Raw genomic sequence first — 20650 nt, 5'->3', positions numbered from 1 at the left:
ATGCGCATCCTCTACCTGCACCAGCACTATTCCGCGCCGAACGGCGCCACCGCGACGCGCAGCCATGCCTTCGCCACCGCGCTGCTGGCGCGCGGCCATCAGGTGACCATGGCCTGCGGCCGCTATGAGGGCGCCGCCACCGGCCTCGCGGGCGAGTTCCATTCCGGCCGGCGCGAGGGGCGGCTGCGCGGCCTGCGCATCGTCGAGTTCGACATCCCCTGCGGCAACGCCCAGGGCTTCGCCGCCCGCAGCCTCGCCTTCGCCCGCTATGCCGCCCGCGCCAGCAGGCTGGCGCTGGCCGAGGACTGGGACCTGGTGATCGCCAGCTCGACGCCGCTCACCGTCACCCTCCCGGCCCTGCTGGCGCAGCGGGTGAAGGGCACGCCCTTCCTCTACGAGATGCGCGACCCCTGGCCGGAGCTGCCGCGCGCGATGGGCGGGGTGCCCGGCTGGGCGCTGGCGGGCATGGAGGTCATGGCCAATGCCGCCTGCCGCCAGGCCCGCGCGGTGGTGGCGCTCAGCGAGGGCATGGCCGCCACCGCCCTGGCCCGCGGTGCGCCGCGCGACCGGGTGCATGTGGTGCCCAATGGCTGCGACCTCGACCTGTTCGGCCCGCAGGTCTCCCCCTGGCGCCCGGCCGAGGCGGCGCCCTGGGAGATGCTGGCCGTCTATGCCGGCGCGCATGGCCGCGCCAACGGGCTGGACCAGATGCTCGATGCGGCCGCCGTGCTGCGCGCCGCCAACGAGCACCGCATCCGCATTCTGCTGGTGGGCGAGGGCAGCGAGAAGCCGCGCCTGCGCAGCGAGGCGGCAGCGCGCGGCCTGCACAATGTCAGCTTCCTGCCGCCGCTGCCGAAGCGGCAGCTCGCCAGCCTGCTGGCGGGCGCCCAGGTCGGCCTGCAATGCCTCGCCCCGGTGCCGGAATTCGCCGAGCTGACGGCGCCGAACAAGCTGATGGACTATCTGGCCGCCGGCCTGCCGGTGGTCTCCAACCTGCCCGGCCGCGCCGCCCGCCTGCTGGCCGAGGGCCCCTGCGGCATCGCCACCGCGCCCGGCGACGCCGCCGCCCTGGCCGAGGCCCTGCTGAAGATGGCCGACAACCCGCTCCAGCGCGGTGCCATGGGCCGCGCGGCGCGGGAGCAGGCGGTGCGCCGCTGGGACCGGCGGCTGCTCGCCGGCCAGTTCATCGAGGTGGTGGAGGCAGCCGGCGAGATGGCGCCGGTCGGCCTGCTGGCCGCCGCATGACCGCCGCCACCGCCATGCCCGAACTGCACTTGGTGGCGGCGGCGCGGCCGAACCTGCCGAAGCTGGCGGCGCTGTGGCACGCCCTCGCCGCTGCGCCGCCCTTCTGCCGCCCGGTGCTGCTGCATACCGGCCAGCACGCCGATCCCGCGATGTTCGGCGCCCACCTGGCCGATCTCGGCCTGCCCGAGCCGGAGATCTCGCTCGGCGTCACGGCGGGCGGCGGCCATGCCACCTTCACCGGCCGCACCATGGCGGCCTGCGCCGAGCTCTGGTCGGACCGCCGTCCCGCGCTGGTGGTGGTGGCCGGCGATGTGGACGGCACGCTGGCCGCCGCCCTGGCGGCGCGCAAGCTCGGCATTCCCGTGGCGCATCTGGAGGCCGGGCTGCGCTGCGGCGACCGCGACATGCCGGAGGAGATCAACCGCCGCGCCGTGGACGCCATCAGCGACCTGCTCTGGGCACCGGACCGCGCCACTGCCGGCCGCCTGCTGGCCGAGGGCCACGCGCCGGAGGCGGTCTGCGCCGTCGGCAACGCGATGATCGACACGCTGCTGGCCCGCCTGCCCGCCGCCCTGGCCCGGCCGCTGCCCGAGGGGCTGGCACCCTCCGGCTACGGGCTCGTGACGCTGCACCGCCCGGCCAATGTGGACGATCCGGCCAGCCTCGCCGCGCTGCTGGTGGCGCTGGATCGGACCGCCGCGCGCCTGCCGCTGGTCTGGCCGCTGCACCCGCGCACCGCCGCCCGCCTGCGCGACTCCGGCCTGGCACCGCCGCCAGGCATTCGGATGCTGCCGCCGCTCGGCTATCTCGACTTCCTCGGCCTGCTCGCCCGCGCCCGCCTCGTCGCCACCGACAGCGGCGGCGTGCAGGAGGAGGCGGCGGTGCTGGACCGCCCCTGCCTCACCCTGCGCCCCTCCACCGAGCGCCCGGTGACGCTGGAATCCGGCGCCAACCGCCTCGTCGCCCCCTCCACGCTGGAAGCGGCCGTCGCCGAGGTGCTGGCCGGCGGCTGGCCCACCGCCCGGCCGATCCCGCTCTGGGACGGCAAGGCCGGCGCCCGCATGGTGGCGCATCTGCGCGCGGCCCTGGCGCCCGCCCCGGCCCGGAGCGCCGCCTGATGCCCGACGGTTCCGCCCTGCTGCGCCAGCCGGCCGCGCCGGCCCGCGCGGAGGCGCCGCTGGCCTGCCTGCTCTCGGCGGCGCATCCACCCACCGATGTCCGCGTCGTCGGCAAGGAGGGTGCCGCCCTGGCCGCGGCCGGCTGGCGCGTGCTGCATCTCTGCCCCGGCGGCCCAGAGGGCAGTCCGGAGGGCAGCCCCGGGGCGCCGGCGATGCATGAAGGCGTCGCCATTCGCACCTATCGCCGCGCCGGCGGCTGGCGCGGCCGGCTCGCCAACATCCCGGCGCTGGCACGGCTGGCGGCGGCGAGCGGCGCCGCGGTGCTGCATGCCAGCGAGCCGGATGCCTGGCTGGCCGCCCTGCTCGCCGCCCGGCGCAGCGGCGCCCGTGTGGTGCTCGACGTGCACGAGCACTACCCCTCGCGGCTCGATCCCCGCCTGCCGGCGGCGCTGCGCCCGCTCGGCCGCGCCGCCATCCGCTGGGCCTGCCGCCGCATGGCGCTGCGCGCCGATGCCGTGGTGGTGGCGAAGGACGGGCTGGATGGCGACTTCGCCACGCCCGACCGCATCGTGCCGGTGCGCAACTACGCCACCGCCACCCCCGTCACCCCGCGCGAGCACCAGCCCGGACCGCTGACGCTCGTGCATCTCGGCGCGCTCGGCCGCGCGCGCGGCGCGATGGAGATGCTGGACGCCCTGGCACTCTGCCCGGAGGGCACGCGGCTCAGCCTCATCGGCCGCTTCACCGACGGCTCCGGCCCCGACTTCGCCGCCCGCGCCACCGCGCTCGGCCTGACGGCGGGGGTGGAGCAGCATGGCTGGATGCCGCACGCCGCCGCGCTGGAGCAGGCGGCGCGCGCCGATATCGGCCTGGTGCTGTTCCAGCCCGGGGTGGAGAACCACCGCCTGGCTTTGCCGCACAAGCTGTTCGACTGCATGCTGGCCGGCCTGCCGGTGATCGCCCCCGCCTTCGCCGAGGAGGTCGCCGCGGTGATCCGCGAGGCCGGCTGCGGCCTGCTGGTGGACACCGCCGACCCCGCCGCCATCGCCGCCGCCGTGGCCAGCCTCGCCGACCCCGCCCGCCGGGCCGAGCTGGGCGGCCGGGGCCGGGCCGCGGCGCTCGGCCGCTTCGGCTGGGCGGCCGAGGCGGAGCGGCTGGTCGGGCTGTACCGCCGCCTCGCCCCGCTGGGCTGCGCGACGAAATGACCGGCGGCCTCACCCTGCGGGACGGGAGGCCGCGCGGCAATCCTTCACCCCTCGCGGTGCGGCGCCTATACGCGGCAATCATGGCCCTCCCCCGCATCCTGCTGAACCTCGGCCTCGATTCGCTGCTGGCCGCCCTCGCCCTGCCGCTTGCCGTCTGGATGGCGGCGCCGGGCGACTGGCCCCCGCCCGCCCTGTGGTGGCTCGGCGCACTGCCCGGCGCGATGGTGGCGCTGCTGCTGGCCGGCGTGCCGGTGCGGCTGCCGCAGCAATACTGGCGCTTCGCCGGATTGAAGGACCTGGTGGCGGTGGTCGGCGCCGGCATCGGCGGCGCCCTGCTCTTCGCCCTCGGCCTCTATGCGACCGACGCCTGGGCGCCCGGCAATCCCGCCTTCCCGCTGATCCATGCCGGCACCCTCTCGGCCCTGCTGCTGGCGCCGCGCATCCTGGCGCCGCTGAAGCAGGTCCACCGTGTCGGCCCGCTCAGCGAGGCGCCGGCGCAGCCGGTGCTGCTGGTCGGCACCGGCGATGCCGCCGACCTGTTCATTCGTGCGCTGCTGCAGCAGCGCGCGCCGGGCTACCGCGTCGTCGGCATCCTGGCGCGCCGCCCACGCGCCGCCGGCCGCCGCATCCATGGCCATCCGATCCTGGGCGGGCTGGAGGAGGCGGGGGAGGTGCTGGACCGGCTGCGCGCCGAGCTGCGCCTGCCCCGCGCCATCGTCCTCGCCGACCCCGACCTGCAGGGTCCGGCGCTGGAGGAGCTGCTGGACGCCGCCGACCGCCACGGCGTGCCGGTCAAGCGCGCCCCGCGCCTGACCGCGCTCGACCCCGCCCGGCGCGAGGCCGCCGTGGTGCGCCGCTTCGACCTGCGCCCCGTCGCCATCGAGGAGCTGCTCGACCGCCCGCAGGTGCCGCTCGACCGCGAGGGCATGGCGCGGCTGGTGCAGGGCCGCCGCGTGCTGGTCACCGGCGCCGGCGGCACCATCGGCGGCGAGCTGGCGCGGCAGGTGGCCGCCCTCGGTCCGGCGCAGCTCATCCTGCTCGACCATGGCGAGTTCGCGCTCTACTCGATCGACCTGGAACTGGCCGAGAACCACCCCGGCGTGCCGCGCCGCGCCATGCTGGCCGATATCCGCGACGCCGCCCGCATCGCCCGGCTGGTGGAGGCCGAGCGGCCCGAGCTGGTGTTCCACGCCGCCGCGCTGAAGCACGTGCCGATGGTGGAGAACGACCCGCTGGAAGGGCTGCTGACCAATGCCCTGGGCACCCGCATCGTGGCCGATGCGGCGCGGGCGGTGGGCTGCCGGGCGATGGTCTTCATCTCCACCGACAAGGCGGTGAACCCGACCAGCGTGATGGGCGCCAGCAAGCGGCTCGCCGAGATGTACTGCCAGGCGCTCGACATGCAGGCGCGGCGCGCCGGCGGCATGCGCTGCGTCACCGTGCGCTTCGGCAACGTGCTGGGCTCCACCGGCTCGGTGGTGCCGCTGTTCCGCCGGCAGCTCGAGCGCGGCGGGCCGCTGACCGTCACCCATCCCGACATGCGCCGCTACTTCATGACGGTGCGCGAGGCGGTCGGGCTGGTGCTGCAGGCCAGCGTCGTCGGTACCGCCGACGCGGAGAATTTCCGCGCCTTCGGCGCGGCGGGCGCCGAGGAGCGGCAGGGCCAGCCGCCGGAGCTCGCCGATGGCGGCATCTTCGTGCTCGACATGGGCAAGCCGGTGAAGATCGTGGACATGGCGCGGCGCATGATCCGCCTTGCCGGGCTGCGGCCGGACGAGGATGTCGAGATCCGCTTCACCGGCCTGCGCCCGGGCGAGAAGCTCTACGAGGAGCTGTTCCACGGCCAGGAGCCGCCGCGCCCGACGCAGTTCGCCGGCCTTCTGGTCGCCACCCCGCGCACCGCCGATGCCGCCCTGGTCGGCCGCGCCATCGACGAGATCGCCGCCGCCGCGCGCGGCGGCAATGCCGAGGCGGCGCTGGTCCAGCTCGCACGGCTGGTCCCGGAGTTCGCCCACAACCCAGGTACAGCCCCCGTAGCCCGCGCATGACCCCCTCCAGCGACCCCGCCACCACCCTCCTCGGCACGGCGCCCGGCCGGCCGGGCTCGCTGGACCTCCTGCGGCAGGCCGCCGAGGCCGTCCGCCTGCCGCAGGACCCCGCCGCCGACCTGATCGTGCGGCTGGAGGCCCGCACGGCGCGGATCGGCGTGGTCGGGCTCGGCTATGTCGGCCTGCCGCTGGCGCTGCGTTTCGCCGAGCTGGGCTTTCCCGTCACCGGCTTCGACATCGACGCTGGCAGGGTCGAGGCCATCACCGCCGGCCGCAGCCCGCTGCACGGCATCGCCGATGCGCGCGTCGCCGCCGCCGGCCTGGCGGCCTATGCCGACATGGCGGCGGCGCGCGGCTGCGACGCCCTCATCATCTGCGTGCCGACGCCGCTCGGGCCGCACAAGGAGCCGGAGCTCGGCCCGGTGCGGGCGGCCCTGGCGGCGCTGGCGCCCCATCTCCGCCACGGCCAGGCCATCGCGCTGGAGAGCACCACCTATCCCGGCACCACCGAGGAGTTCGTCCTCCCCGTCCTGGCCGCCGCCGGCCTGACGGTGGGCAAGGACGCCTTCGCCATCTACAGCCCCGAGCGCGAGGACCCCGGCAACCCGGAGGGCACGGTGGGCCGCGTGCCCAAGCTGGTGGCCGGCGCCACGCCCACCTGCCTGACGGTCGGCCAAGCGCTCTACGGCCCGGCGGCCGGCGCGCTGGTGCCGGTTTCCTCGCTGCGCGCCGCCGAGCTGGTGAAGCTCTACGAGAATGTCTTCCGCGCCGTGAACATCGGCCTGGTCAACGAGCTGAAGCGGATCAGCCACGCCCTCGGCCTCGACGTGCAGGAGGTGATCGACGCCGCCGCCACCAAGCCCTTCGGCTTCATGCCCTTCCGCCCCGGCCCCGGCCTCGGCGGCCACTGCATCCCGGTGGACCCCTATTACCTCGCCTGGAAGGCGCGCGAGCTCGGCGTGCCGAGCGACTTCGTCGAGCTGGCCGGCCGGGTGAACGACGCCATGCCGGCCTATGTGGTCGGCCGCCTGCGCGACGCGCTGGACGCCCGCGGCACGCCCCTGCGCGGCGCCCGCATCCTGCTGATCGGCCTCGCCTACAAGCCCGGCGTGGCCGACACGCGCGAGAGCCCGGCGATCGAGATCCTCCGCCTGCTCGCCGGGCGCGGCGTCCAGGCCGCCTATCACGACCCGCTGGTGCCGCGCTTCGCCGCCGCGCATGGCGCGCCCGCGCTGGAGAGCCAGCCGCTCGACCCCGCCTTCGTCGCGGCGCAGGACGCGGTGCTGGTCGTCACGCCGCAGCCGGGCATCGACTTCGCCGCGCTGCGCGCGCATGCCCGCCTGATCGTGGACACGCGCGGCGTCTACCGCGACGCGGCGGTCGAGACCGGGGCCGCGTTGCCCTTTGAAACGCGCGGTGATTTCCCACCTCCGGCCGAACCGGCCTATCACCCCGTCATCCAGGCCTGAGCCCCGCGCCCGGGCCGCACTGACGGAGCGATCCGCTGATGACTGCCGAGACTTCCCCGCGCCCGATCTCCCTGTTCGACATGAAGGCGCAGCAGGCGCTGATCCGCCCCGAGATCGACCGCCGCATCGCCGCCATCCTGGACAGCGGCGCCTTCATCAACGGGCCGGACGTGCGCGAGCTGGAGGCGAAGCTGGCCGAGTTCGCCGGCGTGGGGCATGCCGTCGGCGTCTCCTCCGGCACCGACGCGCTGCAGATCGCCATGATGGCGGAGGGCATCGGCCCGGGCGACGCGGTCTTCCTGCCCGCCTTCACCTACACCGCCACCGCCGAGGTGCCGCTGGTGCTCGGCGCCACGCCGGTCTTCGTGGACATCGCCGAGGACAGCTTCAACATCGACCTCGACGACCTGAAGCGCCGCATCGCGCTGGTGAAGGAGGAAGGCCGGCTGCGCCCGCGCGCGGTCGTCGGCGTGGACCTGTTCGGCCGCCCCGCGGACTGGCCGGAACTCGAAGAAGTCTGCCGCGCCGAAGGCATGTTCGCGCTGGACGATGCCGCGCAGGCCTTCGGCGGCGCGCTGCACGGCAAGCGGCTCGGCGCCTGGGCCGATGCCACCGCGCTCAGCTTCTATCCAACCAAGACGCTTGGCTGCTACGGCGATGGCGGCGCCATCCTGACCAACGACGCCGCCCGCGCCGAGCTGTACCGCTCGCTGCGCACCCATGGCGAAAAGACCCGCTACGAGGTGGAGCGCACCGGCATGAACGGCCGGCTCGACACCATCCAGGCGGCCATCCTGCTCTGCAAGCTGCCGCTGCTGGCGGAGGAGCTGAAGGCCCGCACCCGCATCGCCGGCTGGTATGCCGAGCGGCTGGCGAGGCATGTCGTCGTGCCCGGCGCCCAGGCCGGGGCGGAGAGCGCCTGGGGGCTCTACTCCATCCTGCTGCCGGAGGCCGGGACGCGCAGCCGCGTGCAGGCGGCGATGCAGGCGCGCGGCGTGCCCAGCGCCATCTATTACCCGAAGCCGCTGCACCATCAGCCCGCCTATGCCGCCGCCCATGCCGGGGGGCTGCGCCAGGCGCCGCCGCTGCCGGTCAGCGAGAATGTCTGCCAGCGCATCCTGGCGCTGCCGATGCACCCCTATCTCGACGAGGAGCAGGTCAGCCGGGTCGCGGAAGCGGTGATCGCCGGGCTGTAAGGCACCAGGGGCTCCGCCCCTGGACCCCGCCGGGGGAACTGAGTTCCCCCGGACCCCCACATTCGTGGGGCGGAACATGTCCGTCAGCCACCGCCCAGCGAACATGGCGGTGCGGGATCTTCCCTTCCGGTCGTACCCTCGTCAGCCTTTATGGCAGCTTCAACGCTGGCGATGGCAGCCTTGGTCACTCCGGGCTGACGGACCAGGTGAAGTCGTGGCTTTCGCCGGGCGCCAGGGTGAGGGTCCCCGGCTTCATGTCGAACTCCCCGTCCCAGCCCACCGGGCTGGCGGTGCCGTACCAGGGCTCGATGCAGAGGAAATCCGCCCCTTCCGGCTTCGACCACAGGCCGAGATCGCGATAACCCTCCCAGGCCACGCGCAGCGCCGGGCCACCGGCAGCGGCGAAGCGCACCGCCCGGCTGACCAGGCCAGGCAGGATCACCGCATCACGGGCGAACAGGGCGGGCGAGAGCGGCAGCTCCCGCCCCTGCAGGAGCGAGGGCTCCTCCGGTCCCAGCAGCCCGTCCTGGAGGTAGCGCACGGGGCCGGGTTCGGGCGCCTCGAAGCTCAGCCGGTGCTCCGCCTTTGACAGGCCGGGCGCCAGGGGCCAGCGGAAGGCAGGGTGCGCGCCGATGGAGAAAGGCAGCGGGCCGCGCCCTGGATTGGTCACCGTGGCGGTGACGGTGAGCCGTGTGTCCGCCACCTCGTAGGTCAAATCGAGCGCGAAGGCGAAGGGGAAGACCGCCTTGCTCTCCTCGTCGGAGACGAGGCGGAGGCGGCATTGCGTTGCCTCGCGCGCCACCCAGTCGAAGCGGCGGTCGCGCGCGAAGCCGTGCTGCGGCAGCCGGTAGGCCTTGCCGGCGTGGCGCAGCGTGTCGCCGGCCAGCTTGCCGACGATGGGGAACAACACCGGCGCGTGGCGCCGCCATTCCGGCCCGCCGTGCCACAGCAGTTCGATGCCTTCCGCGTCACGCAGGCTGATCAGCTCCGCCCCGTGCGCGCGGATGGTGGCGGAGAGCCGGCCGTTGCCGATGCGATGGCGGTCGGTCACGGGCCGGCTTCCTCGGCACGGCGCTGCTCATAGGTGCGGGCATGCAGCATGGTGAGTTCATGCAGTGCGGGTTCGATCCCGGCGCGCCGTGCGCCTTCCAGCAATTCGCCCAGGATGGCGTCCGACTCGATCCGCCCGCCGCTTTCGAGGTCGCGCAGCATGCTGGCGGTCAGCTTGCTGGCCGGGTCGCCGAACATGGCCCGGATCGTCTCCAGGGCGGCCGGCGCCAAGGGCGCGCCATGATGCGCGGCGATGGCGGCGTTGCGCTCCAGCAGGCTGCGCAGGAAGCCGGCGCCGCCCGGCGCCCGCAGGATCTGCCCGACCGAACCGCGCATCAGCACCGTGGCCCCGGCCAAGGTGCCGAGCATCACCAGCTTGGCCCAGAGGGCGCCGCGGATATCGGAGCTGGCCTCGGCCTGGATGCCGCCCTTGCCGGCCAGGGCGACGAAGCCGGTGACGCGCGGCGTCGTGCGCCCGTCCAGCTCGCCCACCGTCAGGGCGCGCCACTGGGCGAAGTTCCGCACCTCGCCTTCCGGCGTAAGGGTGGCCTGGATGCGGGCGACGCCGCCGAGCACGGCGGCCTCGCCGAAGGCTTCCTGCAGCCGGCCGATATGGGCGAGGCCGTTGAGCACCGGCAGGACGGCCGTTTCCGGCCCGACGGCGGGGCGGATGGCGGCGATGGCGTCCTCCAGGTCGTAGGCCTTGCAGGTCAGCAGCACGAGATCCCAGCCGGGGCGCACCTCGCTGGCCTGCAGCGCGGTGACGGAGCGCTGCGTGGTGCCGAAGACCGGGCAGTGCACGACCAGCCCGTTCTTCCGCAATTGCTCCTGCCGCCGCGCCCGCACGAGAAAGGCGAGATTGGCCCCCGCCTCCAGCAGCCGCGCGCCGTAGTAGCCACCGAGCGCACCCGCGCCGAGAACCAGGATCCGCATGGCTTTCCCTCCCTCTCGCCGCAGCACGGGCCGGCGGCGCCCAACTGACAGAAAAAAGATGGGGGTCCGGGGGAATTCCTTCCCCCGGACTTTTCTCTCAGCCTCTCAGCCAGCGCGGTTGCTGATCAGCTCCTGCACCACGGTCGGATCGGCGAGGGTGGAGGTATCCCCCAGGCTGTCGGTCTCGTTGGCCGCGATCTTGCGCAGGATGCGGCGCATGATCTTGCCCGAGCGGGTCTTGGGCAGGCCCGGTGCCCACTGGATGGCATCCGGCGCGGCGATCGGGCCGATCTCCTTGCGCACCCAGGCCACCAGCTCCTTGCGCAGCGCCTCGGAGGGCTCCTCGCCCGACTTCAGCGTCACGTAGCAGTAGATGCCCTGGCCCTTCAGCTCGTGCGGCATGCCGACCACGGCCGCCTCGGCCACCTTGGGGTGGGCGACCAGCGCGCTCTCGATCTCGGCGGTGCCCATGCGGTGGCCGGAGACGTTCAGCACGTCATCCACCCGGCCGGTGATCCAGTAATAGCCGTCGGCGTCGCGCCGGGCGCCGTCGCCGGTGAAGTAGCGGCCGGGGAAGGTGGAGAAGTAGGTCTGGATGAAGCGCTCGTGGTCGCGATAGACGGTGCGCATCTGGCCCGGCCAGGAGTCCATCAGCACGAGGTTGCCCTCGGTGGCCCCCTCCAGGATGTTGCCTTCATTGTCCACCAGCGCCGGCTGCACGCCGGGCAGCGGCAAGGTCGCGGAGCCCGGCTTCTGGTCCACCGCGAAGGGCAGCGGGGAGATCAGGATGCCCCCGGTCTCGGTCTGCCACCAGGTGTCCACCACCGGCAGGCGGCTTTCGCCCACGGTGCGGTAGTACCAGAGCCAGGCCTCGGGGTTGATCGGCTCGCCGACGCTGCCGAGGATGCGCAGCGACTTGCGGGACCACTTCTTCACCGGCGCCTCGCCCTCGCGCATCAGGCTGCGGATGGCGGTCGGCGCGGTGTAGAAGATGTTGACCTGGTGCTTGTCCACCACCTGCCAGCAGCGGTCGATGCCCGGCCAGTTCGGCACGCCCTCGAACATCAGCGTGGTCGCGCCGTTCGCCAGCGGGCCATAGACGATGTAGGTGTGGCCGGTGACCCAGCCGACATCGGCGGTGCACCAGAACACCTCGCCCGGCCGGTAGTCGAAGACCAGCTCATGCGTGAAGGCGGCCCAGACGAGGTAGCCCGCAGTGGTGTGCAGCACGCCCTTCGGCTTGCCGGTGGAGCCGGAGGTATAGAGGATGAACAGCGGGTCCTCCGCGTTCATCGGCTCCGGCTCGCAGTGCGGCGAGGCCTGGGCGCAGAGCTCGTGGTACCAGTGGTCCCGCCCGCCCTGCATCGGCACCTCGCCGCCGGTGTTCCGCACCACGATGACGTTCTGCACCGTGGGGCAGGCCTTCAGCGCCTCGTCGGCATTGGTCTTGAGCGGCACCTTGCGGCCGCCGCGGCGGCCTTCGTCGGCGGTGATCAGCAGCGTGCTCTCGCAATCCTCGATGCGCGAGGCCAGGCTGTCGGGCGAGAAGCCGCCGAACACCACCGAATGGATCGCGCCGATGCGGGCACAGGCGAGCATCGCCACCGCCGCCTCGACGATCATCGGCAAATAGAGCGTGACGCGGTCGCCCTTCTTCACGCCCAGCCCCTTCATGGCGCTGGCCAGGCGGCAGACCCGCTCGTGCAGGTCACGATAGGTGATCTTGGCGTCGGTGTCCGGGTCGTCGCCCTCCCAGATGATCGCCACCTGGTCGCCACGCTGCGCCAGGTGCCGGTCGAGGCAGGAGACGGAGACGTTCAGCACGCCGTCCTCGAACCACTTGATCGAGACGTCGCCGGTGAAGCTGGTGTTCTTGATCTTCGTTGGCGGCGTCATCCAGGCGATGCGCTTCGCCTCCTCCCGCCAGAAGCCCTCCGGGTCGCGCAAGGCCTCGGCCGACATGGTTCGGTAGCGCGCGGCATCCACCTTGGCGCCCTGCGCCAGCTCGGGCTTCACCGTGATCAGCGCATCATCGGGCATGTCTCTTTCCTCCCCGCTCCGCTCTCCGCCCATGCGGCGGCGCGCCGCGTATTCAGCGCCTATTGGGCCAAGCCGCCCTGAGGCACGTCAAGTGCCGCGAAAGCCGGCTGGTTTCAGGCCCCTGCATCCGCCGGCACCCAGACGGTGCCGTCAGCGTCAATCCGCGCCTCCACCGCCTCCAGGCTGTCCCCGGCGCAGGGGCCGGAGACGCAGAAGCCATCCTCGATGCGGAAGCGCGCACCATGCACGGCACAGACGATCATCCGGCCCGGCCCGTCAAGGAAGCGGTCCGGCATCATCTCCAGCGCCACGCCGACATGCGGGCAGGAATTGACGTAGACGAACACCCGCGCGCCCCGTCGGACCGCCAGCAGGCCGATGAAGCTTCCCTCAGGGCCCGGGAAGCCACGGGCCTTCCCGTCGGGGATGTCGTCCAGTCGGCACAAGGCGCGCGCATCGCTCATGCCGGCCGGATGGCGCAGGCACGGCTGGAAGGCAAGCCGGGCCGGGGCTTGCGGCAGGGTCGGGAGGGGGGAGGTGGCGCCTCCCGGACCTCCCTTCGAAGGGGAAGCGCGGCGCCCCATGGCTTAACCTTTCATTGACCGACGAAGGGCAGCCTGTCCGGGCGGAGGGAGCACGGATGCAACGACTGGGACGCCACGCGCTGGCACTGGGGCTGCTGCTGGGCCTGGCCACGCCGGCCCGCGCGCAGCCCCGGCCCGATTTCGACGCGTATGGCCGCTATCTCGGCCGGAGCGAACGGCAGGGCGGCGAGACACGCTACTATGACCCCTGGGGCCAGTATGAGGGCCGCTCCGAGCGCTCCGCCGGCGGCGGCGTGCGGCGGTACTATGACCAGGAGGGCCGCTATCTCGGCCGCGAGGACGTCGAGCGCGACTTCCGCCGCCGCCGTGGCGGGCCGGGCGGCTCACCCTCCCCGGACAACGGCGTGCAGATCTATATCGACCCCATGCCCTTCCTGCAGGAGCAGCCGCCGGACCCCGCCGGACGGCCCGATTTCCAGCGCGGCCGCACGCCCTGGTTCGGCGGGCGATAAAGGCGCGCTCAGCCCTTCGGGCTCTGGCCCTGCTGTCGCTGGTCCTGGCGGCGCTCCGCCCGGTGCCGGCGGTGCACGCCGGCGGCGCAGCCCGCCGCCGCTCCCGCCACCGCATGGCCCTTGCCGACGAAATGCCCGGCCACCGCCTCCACGGCGCCACCCTTGACGGCGGCAGCATCCTCCATGCGCACCTGACGGCCTGAGGCTGCCGGGCAGGCTCGGCGGCCGGCGAGCAGGTTGTTGAAGTCGTGCACCAGGCCGCCGGTGAGCTGCCCGACCGCCTCCATCTTGTGCGACTGGCGCAACGCCTCTTCGACCCGCGCGCGCTCCTCCGCCGCGGCGCGCAGCCGGGCATTCGCCTCCGTCAGCGCCTGCGTGCGCTCGGCGACCTTCGCCTCCAGGTCCTCGTTGGCCTGGCGCAGCGCCTGCTCGGCCAGCTTGGAGGCCGTGACGTCCACCGCGGGGCCGGTATAGCGGATGGGGCGGCAGGCTTCCGTCAGGATCGCGTCGAGGTCATCGGACCTGAGGGCGAGTTCGCCGCACCGCGCCAGGATGTCCTGCTGGTGCAGCAACCCGTCGCCACCTTAAGCCCCTGTTTCAACCACTTCCCAGCCTCCGAAGGAGGGGGGCATAAGCGCTTCTCCCAGGCCTTCGGTTGCCGGTCCGGTTGGCCGTCTACCTTGCGGAACCCGGATACAGCCGCCGCCGGCCTCACCCGGCCGCCCAGCCTCCCATCCGGCAGAGCAGCGCCCAGTGCTCCGCCGAGACCGGCATCACCGACAGGCGGGACTGGCGGATCAGCGCCAGCTCCGCCAGCGCCGGCTCGGCCTTGATGGCGGCCAGCGTCACCGGCCGGGGCATCGGCCCGACCGCGCGCATGTCCACGCAGCACCAGCGCGGGGCCTTGCCCGCCGCCACGTCCTCAGTGGGGTCGGGATAGGCCTCGCGCGCCACCTCGACGACGCCGACGATCTCCTTCCCCACGTTCGAGTGATAGAAGAAGGCGCGGTCGCCGCTGCGCATGGCGCGCAGGTGCTTCGCCGCCAGGGCGTTGCGCACGCCGGTCCAGGGCTCGGTGCCGTTCGCCACCTGCTGGTCCCAGGAGAAGGCGTCCGGCTCGCTCTTGACCAGCCAGTGGGCCACCGCCGCGCCTCAGGCGCTGACGGGCGCGCCGTTGGCGAAGGCCTGGCGGAAGGCACGCACGGTGACGCGCTGGAACAGCCCGGCCTGCACATAGGGGTCCTCGGCAGCCAGCTTCTCGGCGGCGGCCAGGTCGGGCGCCTCGACCAGGATCAGGCTGCCGCAGGGCTTGCCCTCGGCATCCAGCATGGCGCCGCCCTGCACCAGGGAGGCCGCCTTGGCGGTGAGGTATTCGAGATGTGCCGGACGGGTCGCCGCCCGCTGGTCCAGCACGCCCGGCTTGTCCTCGTAGATGATGGCGAACAGCATAATCAGGCTTCCTTCTGCATGGCGGCGGCGGAATCGCTTCGCGCGCGGCTGTTGCATGACGTAACCGCGTGCGGCGATGGCTTCAATCCGGCGCCGCAAGCGCCTAGTTTGCCCGCCGTGAGCACCCTGCCGCCCCGTCCCCGCCCTGCCGCCCTGTCCCCCTCCCGCGGAGGCGGCGCGCTGCACCGCTTCGCCAATCCCGGCCGCTTCCTGCGCCTGACCGACCGGCTGCTGCCCTGGCTCTGGGGCGCCGCGCTCCTCGTGCTGGCGGTGGGCGCCGCCTGGGCGCTGGCCTTCTCGCCGCCCGACTGGCAGCAGGGCGAGACGGTGCGCATCATGTATGTCCACGTCCCGATGGCCTGGCTGGCGATGGGCGGCTATGCCGGCCTGGCCGTGGCCTCGCTGCTTTCCCTGGTCTGGCGCCACCCGCTGGCCGACCTCGCGGCGCGCGAGCTCTCCCCGGCGGGCGCCATGGTCACGGCGCTCTGCCTCGTCACCGGCAGCCTCTGGGGCCGGCCGATGTGGGGCACCTGGTGGGCCTGGGACGCGCGGATGACCTCCGTGCTGGTGCTGTTCTTCCTCTGGGTGGGCCATGCCGCCCTGGTCCGCGCCTTCGACGACGAGGAGCGCGGCGCCCGCGCCGGCGCCATCCTGGCGCTGATCGGCGCGGTGAACCTGCCGGTCATCAAATGGTCGGTGGACTGGTTCAACACGCTGCACCAGTCGGCCTCCGTGGTGCGGCTGGGCGGGCCGGCGATGCATGTGGAGATGCTCTATCCCCTGCTGATCTGCGCGGTCGGCTTCACCCTGGCCTTCGCCGCGCTGGTGCTGGCCCGCACCCGCGCGGCGGTGATGGAGAAGCGGGTGCGGCAGCTGCAACTGGCCCAGGCGCGCCGGCACGAGGCGGACGCGTGAGGGGCGGCGTGGCGGCCCTTTCCTGCTTGACGCAGGTCAATGTGGCCGGGAAGGCGGTGCCGGTATGACGGAACACTGGTGGCATGTGGTGATTTCCTGGGCGCTCACGGCGCTCGGCTTCGGCACCATGGCGGCGCTGGCGGCGCGGCGGCATACGGCGGCGAAGCGGCGCCTCGCGCGGCTCGGCCCGCGGGAAAGGAGGCAGGGGTGAAGCTCTCGCGCAAGCGGCGGCGGCTGTGGGTCGTGGTGCTGGCCGGGCTTGGCCTCGGCACCGCCACGGCGCTGGCGCTGACAGCCTTCCAGGACAACCTGGTCTTCTTCCTGGCGCCGAGCGACATCGCCGCCAAGCATCCCGCCCCCGACCGCGCCTTCCGCCTCGGCGGGCTGGTGGTGGCCGGCAGCCTGCAGCGCGACCAGACCCCCGACGGCAAGCCCGAGGCGCGCTTCCGCGTCACCGACGGCCCCGCCACCATCCCCGTCCGCTATGTCGGCGTGCTGCCCGACCTGTTCCGCGAGGGCCAGGGCGTGGTGGCGCTGGGCAAGCTCGGCACCGACGGCCAGTTCCGCGCCAGCGAGGTGCTGGCCAGGCATGACGAGACCTACATGCCCCCCGAGGTGGCCGAGGCGCTGAAGCGCACCGGCCACTGGGACCCCGCCAAGGGCGCGCCGCCGCCGGCCGCCTCCTGGAACACCCTTGAGCCGGCCGCCGCTTCTGCCACGCCCGCCCGCCCCGGAACCTGAGGAGCGCCCATGATCGGCGAATTCGGCCATTTCGCCCTGGCGCTGGCGCTCGCCCTGGCGCTGGCGCAGACGGTGCTGCCCATCCTTGGCGCGGCGCGCGGCGAGGCCCGGCTGATGGCCGCCGCCGGACCGCTGGCCGTGGGGCACCTGCTGGCGGTCGGCGCCGCCTTCCTGGCGCTGATCACCGCCTTCGTGGTGAACGACACCAGCGTCATCTCCGTGGTGCAGAACAGCCACTCGGCCAAGCCGCTGCTCTACAAGGTGGCCGGCGCCTGGGGCAACCACGAGGGCTCGATGCTGCTCTGGGTGATGATCCTGGCGCTCTGCGGCGGTGCCGTCGCCGCCTTCGGGCGCCGCCTGCCCAGCGGGTTGCGCGCGCGCGCGCTCGGCGTGCTTGGGCTGGTGGCGGTGGGCTTCCTGGTCTTCATCCTGGCCACCTCCAATCCCTTCGGCCGTGTCTGGCCGCCGGCGCCGGACGGACAGGGCCTCAACCCCGTGCTGCAGGACCCCGGCCTCGCCTTCCACCCGCCGATGCTCTACCTCGGCTATGTCGGATATGCCGTCACCTTCGCCTTTGCCGTGGCGGCGCTGATCGAGGGGCGGGTGGATGCCGCCTGGGGCCGCTGGGTGCGCCCCTGGGCGCTCGGCTCCTGGTGCTTCCTGACGCTCGGCATCACCCTCGGCTCCTACTGGGCCTATTACGAGCTGGGCTGGGGCGGCTACTGGTTCTGGGACCCGGTGGAGAACGCCTCCCTGTTGCCCTGGCTGGCCGGCACGGCGCTGCTGCACTCCGCCATCGTGGTGGAGAAGCGCGAGGCGCTGAAGGTCTGGTCGGTGCTGCTGGCGCTGCTGGCCTTCGGCTTCTCGCTGCTCGGCACCTTCCTGGTGCGCTCGGGCGTGCTGAACTCGGTGCATGCCTTCGCCAACGACCCGGCGCGCGGCATCTTCATCCTCGGCCTGCTGCTTTTCTATGTCGGCGGCAGCTTCGCCCTCTTCGCCTGGCGCGCCCCCGCCATGGCGCCCACGGGCATGTTCGCCCCCCTCTCCCGCGAGGGCGGGCTGGTGCTGAACAACCTGCTGCTCTGCTCGATGGCCGCGGTGGTGCTGAGCGGCACGCTCTGGCCGATGTTCGCCGACCTGCTGTTCCAGCAGAAAATCTCGGTCGGCCCGCCCTTCTTCAACACCGCCATCCTGCCGCTCGCCGTGCCGCTCATCCTGGCCATGGCGACCGGGCCGCTGCTGCCCTGGAAACGGGCGCGGCTCTGGCCGGTGCTGCAGCGCCTCTGGTGGGCCGCGCTGATCGCCGCCGCCGGCGTGGCGGTCATGCTGGCCTTCTCGGGCTGGCGCGTCGGCCCCGCCTTCGGCATCGGCGGCGGCCTCTGGCTGGTCTGCGGTGCCGCCGCCGACATCGCCGACCGCACCGGCCTGTTCCGCCGCCCTGCCGCCGCCTGGGCGCGCGCCCTTGGCCTGCCGCGCGCGGCCTGGGGCGGGGCGCTGGCGCATGCGGGGCTCGGCGTCTCGGTGCTCGGCATCGCCGGCATGGGGCTGGCCACCGACCGCCTCGCCGCCGTGCGGCCGGGCCAGAGCCTTTCGCTCGCCGGCTACGAATGGCGGCTGGACAAGGTAGGGGACGTGGTGGGCCCCAACTGGTCGGCGCGCCGTGCCACCGTCACGGTGCTACGCGACGGCGCGGTCGTCACCGTGCTGACGCCGGAGCGGCGTTTCTTCCCGGTCGGCCGCACCACCACCACCGAGGCGGCCATCCACACCACCCTCTTCTCCGATCTCTACGCCGTGATGGGCGAGGAGCAGGACGGCGCCGCCGTGCTGCGCCTGCACTACAACCCGCTGGCGCCCTGGATCTGGTTCGGCGGCGGCATCATGGCCCTGGGCGGCGCGCTCTCCCTCACCGACCGGCGCATCCGCGTGGCGGCGCCGGCCCCCCGTGCTGCGGCGAAGGCGGCGGCATGAGGCCGCCCGCAAAAGCCCGGGGAGGAGGAATCCCCCTCGCCCGCCCCATCTTTTCCCTGACTGACGAAAAGAAGATGGGGGTCTGGGGGAATTCCTTCCCCCAGCCTTTTGCCTGCGGAGACGCCTCATGCCGATGACTTCCCGCCGCATGCTGATGCTGGCCCCGCTGGGCCTGGCCGCGGCCGGCGGCGTCGGCTTCTATGCGATGCTGCGCGGCCTCGGCACCGGCGGATACGACCCGCATGGGGTGCCCTCCGTCCTGGTCGGCCGCACCCCGCCCGAGTTCAGCCTGCCGCCGCTGGCGCCTTCCGGCCTGCCGCCGCTCGCCAGTGCCGACCTGCAGAACCTCGAAGGCCCGGTGCTGGTGAATTTCTGGGCGAGCTGGTGCGTGCCCTGCGTGGTCGAACATCCACAGCTCATGCAGCTGAAGCGCCAGGGCGTGCCGATCTACGGCATCAACTACAAGGACAAGCCCGAGGCGGCGATGGAGTTCCTGACGCGTCACGGCAATCCCTTCGACCGCCTCGGCCGGGACGAGCCGGGCCGGGTGGCGATCGACTGGGGCGTCTATGGCGTGCCGGAGACCTACTTCATTGACCGCAAGGGCGTCATCCGCTGGCGCTGGGCCGGGCCGATCACGCCGGAAGTGCTGGAGCAGGACGTCCGCGCCCTGCTGCGGCACTACGCCTGATGCGGCGCCTGCTGCTCGCGCTGGCGCTGCTGGCGGCCTGGGTGCCGCTGGCGCTCGCCGTCAGCTCGCCCTCCGAGATGCTGCCGGACCCCGCGCAGGAGCAGCGCGCGCGCGAGATCGGGCGGCAGCTCCGCTGCCTGGTCTGCCAGAACGAATCGATCGAGGACAGCAACGCCGACCTGGCGCGCGACCTGCGCCATATCGTGCGCGAGCGGGTGGCGGCCGGCGACAGCGATGCCGCGGTGATCGACTACGTCCACGCCCGCTATGGCGACTTCGTGCTGCTGCGCCCCCCCTTCAACCTGCTGACGGCGGCGCTCTGGGGCATGCCGGTGCTGGCGCTCGGCGGCGGGCTGGTGGCCATCCTGCTGCTGCGCCGGCGCGGCGCGGCGCCCGAGCCGGTGCCGCTCTCGCCCGAGGAACAGGCGCGCCTCGCCGCGCTGGAGAAAGACGCGGCGCAATGATCTGGCTGCTGTTCCTGCTGCTGGCGGCGCTCGCCCTGGCGCCGCTGGCCTTCGCCCTGCTTCGCCCCGCCCGCCTGACCGGCCGGCGCGAGGCCGACCTCGCCCTCTACCGGGCCCAGCTCGCCGAACTGGAGCGCGAGCATGCCGCCGGCCGGCTGGAGGAGAGCGCCCATCGCGCCGCCGTCGTGGAGGTGCAGCGGCGGCTGCTCGCCTCCCCGGAGGCCGCGCCCGCCCCGCGCACCACGCGCGGCGCCGCGCTGCTGGCGGCCTCGCTGTTCCTGATCCCGGCGATCGGCCTCGGCATCTATCTCCGGGGCGGCCACCCGGACATCCCCGCCGCGCCCTTCCGCGAGCGCGCGGCGGAGGCGGCACGGGACGAGGCGCTGCTGGCGCAGCTGCGCAGCCGCCTGGAGCAGCTGCCGCCTGACAGCGAAGCGGCGCGGCAGGGCTGGATCCTGCTCGGCAATGCCCAGCGCGGGCGCGGCCAGCTCGCCGCCGCCGCCGAGGCCTGGGAGCATGCCCTGGCGAGCCGTTTCGATCCTGATCTGGCGGCCGAGCTGGCAGGCCTGCGGATCGAGCTCAGCCAGTTCGACGCGGCCGCCACCCTGCTGGACCGGGCGCTCGCCGTGGCACCGGAAGCGCCGCAGCTCCGCTTCCTGCGCGGCATGGCCGATGCCCGGGCAGGCCGCACAGAGGCGGCCCGCCAGGCCTGGACCGCGCTGATGGCCGAGCTGCCGCCGGACTCGCCCTGGCGCGGGCTGCTGCGGCAAAGGCTGGACGAGCTGCCCTGAGGCCAGACCACAAGGGGGCTCCGTCCCCCCTGGAACTGTCGCCGAAGTGGCCGCGACCATCCCGAGCCCCGCGGAAAGGGAGGGGAAGTTCGGACGGGCAGGCTTTCCTCCCGGCACGGCGGATTTTTTTGCGGCTTCGTTATGAGCCTGTGGCACCATGAAGCTCCGCCAGGACGGAACGATGACCGCACAATCTTGTGCGCGTAACGGTTGCAGCATTTTCTTGCCCCGCGGCTTTTCTGACCTTGGACAGGCAGGAGGCGGATG

General features: G+C 73.4%; 21 protein-coding genes. 14 read left to right on the top strand and 7 right to left on the bottom strand.

The window, feature by feature from the left end:
- The 6 genes from QMO56_RS06025 (at position 1) to QMO56_RS06000 (ending at position 8281) form a co-directional block, all read left to right on the top strand.
- Positions 1–1245: a glycosyltransferase family 4 protein gene (locus QMO56_RS06025; protein ID WP_283524144.1), complete on the top strand. Its 1245-nt coding sequence runs from the start codon at positions 1–3 to the stop codon at positions 1243–1245.
- The gene (wecB, locus tag QMO56_RS06020; RefSeq protein WP_283524142.1) at positions 1242–2363 is read left to right on the top strand and encodes a non-hydrolyzing UDP-N-acetylglucosamine 2-epimerase; all 1122 of its coding nucleotides are present in this window, start codon (positions 1242–1244) and stop codon (positions 2361–2363) included. The genes QMO56_RS06025 and wecB overlap by 4 nt, the downstream gene beginning before the upstream one ends.
- The gene (locus tag QMO56_RS06015) at positions 2363–3568 is read left to right on the top strand and encodes a glycosyltransferase (protein ID WP_283524141.1); all 1206 of its coding nucleotides are present in this window, start codon (positions 2363–2365) and stop codon (positions 3566–3568) included. Before wecB ends, QMO56_RS06015 begins: the two co-directional genes overlap by 1 nt.
- A gap of 80 nt (positions 3569–3648) precedes the next feature.
- Positions 3649–5616: a nucleoside-diphosphate sugar epimerase/dehydratase gene (locus tag QMO56_RS06010; RefSeq protein WP_283524140.1), complete on the top strand. Its 1968-nt coding sequence runs from the start codon at positions 3649–3651 to the stop codon at positions 5614–5616.
- Positions 5613–7085 (top strand): nucleotide sugar dehydrogenase, encoded by a 1473-nt coding sequence (locus QMO56_RS06005; RefSeq protein ID WP_283524139.1) that lies wholly within the window; start codon positions 5613–5615, stop codon positions 7083–7085. The genes QMO56_RS06010 and QMO56_RS06005 overlap by 4 nt, the downstream gene beginning before the upstream one ends.
- A 38-nt stretch (positions 7086–7123) precedes the next feature.
- The gene (locus QMO56_RS06000) at positions 7124–8281 is read left to right on the top strand and encodes a DegT/DnrJ/EryC1/StrS aminotransferase family protein (protein WP_283524138.1); all 1158 of its coding nucleotides are present in this window, start codon (positions 7124–7126) and stop codon (positions 8279–8281) included.
- 184 nt (positions 8282–8465) lie between these two features.
- Here QMO56_RS06000 and QMO56_RS05995 read toward each other — a convergent pair whose 3' ends face one another.
- The 4 genes from QMO56_RS05995 to QMO56_RS05980 form a co-directional block, all read right to left on the bottom strand.
- Positions 8466–9332, bottom strand: coding sequence for an aldose 1-epimerase family protein (locus QMO56_RS05995; protein WP_283524137.1), 867 nt, complete (start codon positions 9330–9332; stop codon positions 8466–8468).
- On the bottom strand, positions 9329–10264 hold the full coding sequence (locus QMO56_RS05990; protein ID WP_283524136.1) for a 2-dehydropantoate 2-reductase: 936 nt from the start codon (positions 10262–10264) through the stop codon (positions 9329–9331). Before QMO56_RS05990 ends, QMO56_RS05995 begins: the two co-directional genes overlap by 4 nt.
- Positions 10265–10369: 105 nt before the next feature.
- Entirely contained in the window at positions 10370–12304 is a 1935-nt protein-coding gene (gene acs, locus QMO56_RS05985; RefSeq protein ID WP_283524135.1) for an acetate--CoA ligase, read from the bottom strand.
- 113 nt (positions 12305–12417) lie between these two features.
- On the bottom strand, positions 12418–12768 hold the full coding sequence (locus QMO56_RS05980; RefSeq protein ID WP_283524134.1) for a Rieske (2Fe-2S) protein: 351 nt from the start codon (positions 12766–12768) through the stop codon (positions 12418–12420).
- A 176-nt stretch (positions 12769–12944) separates the two neighbouring features.
- Between QMO56_RS05980 and QMO56_RS05975 the strand changes: the two genes are divergently transcribed.
- Positions 12945–13361 carry a hypothetical protein gene (locus tag QMO56_RS05975; RefSeq protein WP_283524133.1) on the top strand — a complete coding sequence of 139 codons (417 nt, stop codon included), beginning with the start codon at positions 12945–12947 and terminating at the stop codon, positions 13359–13361.
- 8 nt (positions 13362–13369) lie between these two features.
- On the opposite strand, the gene QMO56_RS05970 is transcribed toward QMO56_RS05975, so the two are convergent.
- The 3 genes from QMO56_RS05970 to QMO56_RS05960 all read right to left on the bottom strand — a co-directional run bounded on the left by QMO56_RS05970 (position 13370) and on the right by QMO56_RS05960 (position 14810).
- Positions 13370–13933, bottom strand: coding sequence for a hypothetical protein (locus QMO56_RS05970; RefSeq protein WP_283524483.1), 564 nt, complete (start codon positions 13931–13933; stop codon positions 13370–13372).
- Positions 13934–14072: 139 nt separating this feature from the next.
- A complete protein-coding gene (locus tag QMO56_RS05965; RefSeq protein ID WP_283524132.1) occupies positions 14073–14504 on the bottom strand; it encodes an EVE domain-containing protein in 432 nt (143 codons plus the stop codon).
- A gap of 9 nt (positions 14505–14513) precedes the next feature.
- Positions 14514–14810, bottom strand: a complete 297-nt coding sequence (locus QMO56_RS05960; protein WP_283524131.1) for a YciI family protein — start codon at positions 14808–14810, stop codon at positions 14514–14516.
- A gap of 117 nt (positions 14811–14927) precedes the next feature.
- Here QMO56_RS05960 and QMO56_RS05955 point away from each other — a divergent pair, with 117 nt between their 5' ends.
- From QMO56_RS05955 to ccmI, 7 genes are all read left to right on the top strand, one after another.
- On the top strand, positions 14928–15725 hold the full coding sequence (locus QMO56_RS05955; RefSeq protein ID WP_408906511.1) for a heme ABC transporter permease: 798 nt from the start codon (positions 14928–14930) through the stop codon (positions 15723–15725).
- 64 nt (positions 15726–15789) lie between these two features.
- On the top strand, positions 15790–15936 hold the full coding sequence (locus QMO56_RS05950; RefSeq protein WP_283524130.1) for a hypothetical protein: 147 nt from the start codon (positions 15790–15792) through the stop codon (positions 15934–15936).
- Positions 15933–16466 carry a cytochrome c maturation protein CcmE gene (gene ccmE / locus QMO56_RS05945; protein WP_283524129.1) on the top strand — a complete coding sequence of 178 codons (534 nt, stop codon included), beginning with the start codon at positions 15933–15935 and terminating at the stop codon, positions 16464–16466. Before QMO56_RS05950 ends, ccmE begins: the two co-directional genes overlap by 4 nt.
- 9 nt (positions 16467–16475) lie before the next feature.
- The gene (locus tag QMO56_RS05940) at positions 16476–18437 is read left to right on the top strand and encodes a heme lyase CcmF/NrfE family subunit (protein ID WP_283524128.1); all 1962 of its coding nucleotides are present in this window, start codon (positions 16476–16478) and stop codon (positions 18435–18437) included.
- 127 nt (positions 18438–18564) lie between these two features.
- Entirely contained in the window at positions 18565–19128 is a 564-nt protein-coding gene (locus tag QMO56_RS05935; RefSeq protein ID WP_283524127.1) for a DsbE family thiol:disulfide interchange protein, read from the top strand.
- Positions 19128–19592 carry a cytochrome c-type biogenesis protein gene (locus QMO56_RS05930; protein ID WP_283524126.1) on the top strand — a complete coding sequence of 155 codons (465 nt, stop codon included), beginning with the start codon at positions 19128–19130 and terminating at the stop codon, positions 19590–19592. The genes QMO56_RS05935 and QMO56_RS05930 overlap by 1 nt, the downstream gene beginning before the upstream one ends.
- Complete coding sequence (gene ccmI, locus QMO56_RS05925; protein WP_283524125.1) at positions 19589–20383, top strand: c-type cytochrome biogenesis protein CcmI; 795 nt, start codon at positions 19589–19591, stop codon at positions 20381–20383. The genes QMO56_RS05930 and ccmI overlap by 4 nt, the downstream gene beginning before the upstream one ends.
- Positions 20384–20650 lie beyond the last annotated feature (267 nt).

The organism is Roseomonas sp. E05 (assembly GCF_030063475.1).
Classification (GTDB): domain Bacteria; phylum Pseudomonadota; class Alphaproteobacteria; order Acetobacterales; family Acetobacteraceae; genus Pseudoroseomonas.
Note: the sequence above shows the minus strand (reverse complement) of the source record. Positions and strands in the feature narration are given on the sequence as shown.

Excerpts from the sequence above, each read along its gene's own strand:
- QMO56_RS05940 (WP_283524128.1), top strand. The coding sequence starts at position 16,476 with ATGATCGGCGAATTCGGCCATTTCGCCCTGGCGCTGGCGCTCGCCCTG.
- QMO56_RS05935 (WP_283524127.1), top strand. The coding sequence starts at position 18,565 with ATGCCGATGACTTCCCGCCGCATGCTGATGCTGGCCCCGCTGGGCCTG.
- QMO56_RS05950 (WP_283524130.1), top strand. The coding sequence starts at position 15,790 with ATGACGGAACACTGGTGGCATGTGGTGATTTCCTGGGCGCTCACGGCG.
- QMO56_RS05990 (WP_283524136.1), bottom strand. The coding sequence starts at position 10,264 with ATGCGGATCCTGGTTCTCGGCGCGGGTGCGCTCGGTGGCTACTACGGC.
- ccmI (WP_283524125.1), top strand. The coding sequence starts at position 19,589 with ATGATCTGGCTGCTGTTCCTGCTGCTGGCGGCGCTCGCCCTGGCGCCG.
- acs (WP_283524135.1), bottom strand. The coding sequence starts at position 12,304 with ATGCCCGATGATGCGCTGATCACGGTGAAGCCCGAGCTGGCGCAGGGC.
- QMO56_RS05930 (WP_283524126.1), top strand. The coding sequence starts at position 19,128 with ATGCGGCGCCTGCTGCTCGCGCTGGCGCTGCTGGCGGCCTGGGTGCCG.
- QMO56_RS06025 (WP_283524144.1), top strand. The coding sequence starts at position 1 with ATGCGCATCCTCTACCTGCACCAGCACTATTCCGCGCCGAACGGCGCC.
- QMO56_RS06000 (WP_283524138.1), top strand. The coding sequence starts at position 7,124 with ATGACTGCCGAGACTTCCCCGCGCCCGATCTCCCTGTTCGACATGAAG.
- QMO56_RS06010 (WP_283524140.1), top strand. The coding sequence starts at position 3,649 with ATGGCCCTCCCCCGCATCCTGCTGAACCTCGGCCTCGATTCGCTGCTG.
- QMO56_RS05980 (WP_283524134.1), bottom strand. The coding sequence starts at position 12,768 with ATGAGCGATGCGCGCGCCTTGTGCCGACTGGACGACATCCCCGACGGG.
- QMO56_RS06005 (WP_283524139.1), top strand. The coding sequence starts at position 5,613 with ATGACCCCCTCCAGCGACCCCGCCACCACCCTCCTCGGCACGGCGCCC.
- QMO56_RS05960 (WP_283524131.1), bottom strand. The coding sequence starts at position 14,810 with ATGCTGTTCGCCATCATCTACGAGGACAAGCCGGGCGTGCTGGACCAG.
- wecB (WP_283524142.1), top strand. The coding sequence starts at position 1,242 with ATGACCGCCGCCACCGCCATGCCCGAACTGCACTTGGTGGCGGCGGCG.
- QMO56_RS06015 (WP_283524141.1), top strand. The coding sequence starts at position 2,363 with ATGCCCGACGGTTCCGCCCTGCTGCGCCAGCCGGCCGCGCCGGCCCGC.
- QMO56_RS05975 (WP_283524133.1), top strand. The coding sequence starts at position 12,945 with ATGCAACGACTGGGACGCCACGCGCTGGCACTGGGGCTGCTGCTGGGC.